Origin of the sequence: Neobacillus notoginsengisoli (assembly GCF_003515685.1) — a bacterium.
Classification (GTDB): Bacteria; Bacillota; Bacilli; order Bacillales; family Cytobacillaceae; genus Bacillus_D; species Bacillus_D notoginsengisoli.
Genome location: NZ_QWEG01000033.1, coordinates 1 through 4,274, shown reverse-complemented (window position 1 = coordinate 4,274; position 4,274 = coordinate 1). Strand labels below are relative to the sequence as shown.

Annotated in this window: 4 protein-coding genes; all 4 read left to right on the top strand. The window is 54.9% G+C overall.

The features are described 5' to 3' along the window. The first annotated feature begins 201 nt into the window (after positions 1–201). Positions 202–747, top strand: a complete 546-nt coding sequence (locus tag D1B31_RS23680) for a DNA-packaging protein (RefSeq protein ID WP_000453580.1) — start codon at positions 202–204, stop codon at positions 745–747. Continuing rightward, positions 722–2,647 carry a phage terminase large subunit family protein gene (locus tag D1B31_RS23675; RefSeq protein WP_001027292.1) on the top strand — a complete coding sequence of 642 codons (1,926 nt, stop codon included), beginning with the start codon at positions 722–724 and terminating at the stop codon, positions 2,645–2,647. The genes D1B31_RS23680 and D1B31_RS23675 overlap by 26 nt, the downstream gene beginning before the upstream one ends. Continuing rightward, positions 2,644–2,850 (top strand): phage head-tail joining protein, encoded by a 207-nt coding sequence (locus D1B31_RS23670; protein ID WP_000198149.1) that lies wholly within the window; start codon positions 2,644–2,646, stop codon positions 2,848–2,850. Before D1B31_RS23675 ends, D1B31_RS23670 begins: the two co-directional genes overlap by 4 nt. Further along, on the top strand, positions 2,847–4,274 hold a 1,428-nt coding region (locus D1B31_RS23665; RefSeq protein WP_118924972.1), incomplete at its 3' end, for a phage portal protein. The genes D1B31_RS23670 and D1B31_RS23665, both read left to right, overlap by 4 nt.

The following is a 4,274-nucleotide window of genomic DNA, read 5'->3' as shown; positions in this document are numbered from 1 at the left end:
TCTTAAGTCAGTGGGCGGCGACCTCGCGGGTTTTCGCTATTTATGAAAATTTTCCGGTTTAAGGCGTTTCCGTTCTTCTTCGTCATAACTTAATGTTTTTATTTAAAATACCCTCTGAAAAGAAAGGAAACGACAGGTGCTGAAAGCGAGCTTTTTGGCCTCTGTCGTTTCCTTTCTCTGTTTTTGTCCGTGGAATGAACAATGGAAGTCAACAAAAAGCAGCTGGCTGACATTTTCGGTGCGAGTATCCGTACCATTCAGAACTGGCAGGAACAGGGAATGCCCGTTCTGCGAGGCGGTGGCAAGGGTAATGAGGTGCTTTATGACTCTGCCGCCGTCATAAAATGGTATGCCGAAAGGGATGCTGAAATTGAGAACGAAAAGCTGCGCCGGGAGGTTGAAGAACTGCGGCAGGCCAGCGAGGCAGATCTCCAGCCAGGAACTATTGAGTACGAACGCCATCGACTTACGCGTGCGCAGGCCGACGCACAGGAACTGAAGAATGCCAGAGACTCCGCTGAAGTGGTGGAAACCGCATTCTGTACTTTCGTGCTGTCGCGGATCGCAGGTGAAATTGCCAGTATTCTCGACGGGCTCCCCCTGTCGGTGCAGCGGCGTTTTCCGGAACTGGAAAACCGACATGTTGATTTCCTGAAACGGGATATCATCAAAGCCATGAACAAAGCAGCCGCGCTGGATGAACTGATACCGGGGTTGCTGAGTGAATATATCGAACAGTCAGGTTAACAGGCTGCGGCATTTTGTCCGCGCCGGGCTTCGCTCACTGTTCAGGCCGGAGCCACAGACCGCCGTTGAATGGGCGGATGCTAATTACTATCTCCCGAAAGAATCCGCATACCAGGAAGGGCGCTGGGAAACACTGCCCTTTCAGCGGGCCATCATGAATGCGATGGGCAGCGACTACATCCGTGAGGTGAATGTGGTGAAGTCTGCCCGTGTCGGTTATTCCAAAATGCTGCTGGGTGTTTATGCCTACTTTATAGAGCATAAGCAGCGCAACACCCTTATCTGGTTGCCGACGGATGGTGATGCCGAGAACTTTATGAAAACCCACGTTGAGCCGACTATTCGTGATATTCCGTCGCTGCTGGCGCTGGCCCCGTGGTATGGCAAAAAGCACCGGGATAACACGCTCACCATGAAGCGTTTCACTAATGGGCGTGGCTTCTGGTGCCTGGGCGGTAAAGCGGCAAAAAACTACCGTGAAAAGTCGGTGGATGTGGCGGGTTATGATGAACTTGCTGCTTTTGATGATGATATTGAACAGGAAGGCTCTCCGACGTTCCTGGGTGACAAGCGTATTGAAGGCTCGGTCTGGCCAAAGTCCATCCGTGGCTCCACGCCAAAAGTGAGAGGCACCTGTCAGATTGAGCGTGCAGCCAGTGAATCCCCGCATTTTATGCGTTTTCATGTTGCCTGCCCGCATTGCGGGGAGGAGCAGTATCTTAAATTTGGCGACAAAGAGACGCCGTTTGGCCTCAAATGGACGCCGGATGACCCCTCCAGCGTGTTTTATCTCTGCGAGCATAATGCCTGCGTCATCCGCCAGCAGGAGCTGGACTTTACTGATGCCCGTTATATCTGCGAAAAGACCGGGATCTGGACCCGTGATGGCATTCTCTGGTTTTCGTCATCCGGTGAAGAGATTGAGCCACCTGACAGTGTGACCTTTCACATCTGGACAGCGTACAGCCCGTTCACCACCTGGGTGCAGATTGTCAAAGACTGGATGAAAACGAAAGGGGATACGGGAAAACGTAAAACCTTCGTAAACACCACGCTCGGTGAGACGTGGGAGGCGAAAATTGGCGAACGTCCGGATGCTGAAGTGATGGCAGAGCGGAAAGAGCATTATTCAGCGCCCGTTCCTGACCGTGTGGCTTACCTGACCGCCGGTATCGACTCCCAGCTGGACCGCTACGAAATGCGCGTATGGGGATGGGGGCCGGGTGAGGAAAGCTGGCTGATTGACCGGCAGATTATTATGGGCCGCCACGACGATGAACAGACGCTGCTGCGTGTGGATGAGGCCATCAATAAAACCTATACCCGCCGGAATGGTGCAGAAATGTCGATATCCCGTATCTGCTGGGATACTGGCGGGATTGACCCGACCATTGTGTATGAACGCTCGAAAAAACATGGGCTGTTCCGGGTGATCCCCATTAAAGGGGCATCCGTCTACGGAAAGCCGGTGGCCAGCATGCCACGTAAGCGAAACAAAAACGGGGTTTACCTTACCGAAATCGGTACGGATACCGCGAAAGAGCAGATTTATAACCGCTTCACACTGACGCCGGAAGGGGATGAACCGCTTCCCGGTGCCGTTCACTTCCCGAATAACCCGGATATTTTTGATCTGACCGAAGCGCAGCAGCTGACTGCTGAAGAGCAGGTCGAAAAATGGGTGGATGGCAGGAAAAAAATACTGTGGGACAGCAAAAAGCGACGCAATGAGGCACTCGACTGCTTCGTTTATGCGCTGGCGGCGCTGCGCATCAGTATTTCCCGCTGGCAGCTGGATCTCAGTGCGCTGCTGGCGAGCCTGCAGGAAGAGGATGGTGCAGCAACCAACAAGAAAACACTGGCAGATTACGCCCGTGCCTTATCCGGAGAGGATGAATGACGCGACAGGAAGAACTTGCCGCTGCCCGTGCGGCACTGCATGACCTGATGACAGGTAAACGGGTGGCAACAGTACAGAAAGACGGACGAAGGGTGGAGTTTACGGCCACTTCCGTGTCTGACCTGAAAAAATATATTGCAGAGCTGGAAGTGCAGACCGGCATGACACAGCGACGCAGGGGACCTGCAGGATTTTATGTATGAAAACGCCCACCATTCCCACCCTTCTGGGGCCGGACGGCATGACATCGCTGCGCGAATATGCCGGTTATCACGGCGGTGGCAGCGGATTTGGAGGGCAGTTGCGGTCGTGGAACCCACCGAGTGAAAGTGTGGATGCAGCCCTGTTGCCCAACTTTACCCGTGGCAATGCCCGCGCAGACGATCTGGTACGCAATAACGGCTATGCCGCCAACGCCATCCAGCTGCATCAGGATCATATCGTCGGGTCTTTTTTCCGGCTCAGTCATCGCCCAAGCTGGCGCTATCTGGGCATCGGGGAGGAAGAAGCCCGTGCCTTTTCCCGCGAGGTTGAAGCGGCATGGAAAGAGTTTGCCGAGGATGACTGCTGCTGCATTGACGTTGAGCGAAAACGCACGTTTACCATGATGATTCGGGAAGGTGTGGCCATGCACGCCTTTAACGGTGAACTGTTCGTTCAGGCCACCTGGGATACCAGTTCGTCGCGGCTTTTCCGGACACAGTTCCGGATGGTCAGCCCGAAGCGCATCAGCAACCCGAACAATACCGGCGACAGCCGGAACTGCCGTGCCGGTGTGCAGATTAATGACAGCGGTGCGGCGCTGGGATATTACGTCAGCGAGGACGGGTATCCTGGCTGGATGCCGCAGAAATGGACATGGATACCCCGTGAGTTACCCGGCGGGCGCGCCTCGTTCATTCACGTTTTTGAACCCGTGGAGGACGGGCAGACTCGCGGTGCAAATGTGTTTTACAGCGTGATGGAGCAGATGAAGATGCTCGACACGCTGCAGAACACGCAGCTGCAGAGCGCCATTGTGAAGGCGATGTATGCCGCCACCATTGAGAGTGAGCTGGATACGCAGTCAGCGATGGATTTTATTCTGGGCGCGAACAGTCAGGAGCAGCGGGAAAGGCTGACCGGCTGGATTGGTGAAATTGCCGCGTATTACGCCGCAGCGCCGGTCCGGCTGGGAGGCGCAAAAGTACCGCACCTGATGCCGGGTGACTCACTGAACCTGCAGACGGCTCAGGATACGGATAACGGCTACTCCGTGTTTGAGCAGTCACTGCTGCGGTATATCGCTGCCGGGCTGGGTGTCTCGTATGAGCAGCTTTCCCGGAATTACGCCCAGATGAGCTACTCCACGGCACGGGCCAGTGCGAACGAGTCGTGGGCGTACTTTATGGGGCGGCGAAAATTCGTCGCATCCCGTCAGGCGAGCCAGATGTTTCTGTGCTGGCTGGAAGAGGCCATCGTTCGCCGCGTGGTGACGTTACCTTCAAAAGCGCGCTTCAGTTTTCAGGAAGCCCGCAGTGCCTGGGGGAACTGCGACTGGATAGGCTCCGGTCGTATGGCCATCGATGGTCTGAAAGAAGTTCAGGAAGCGGTGATGCTGATAGAAGCCGGACTGACTGACTACGGT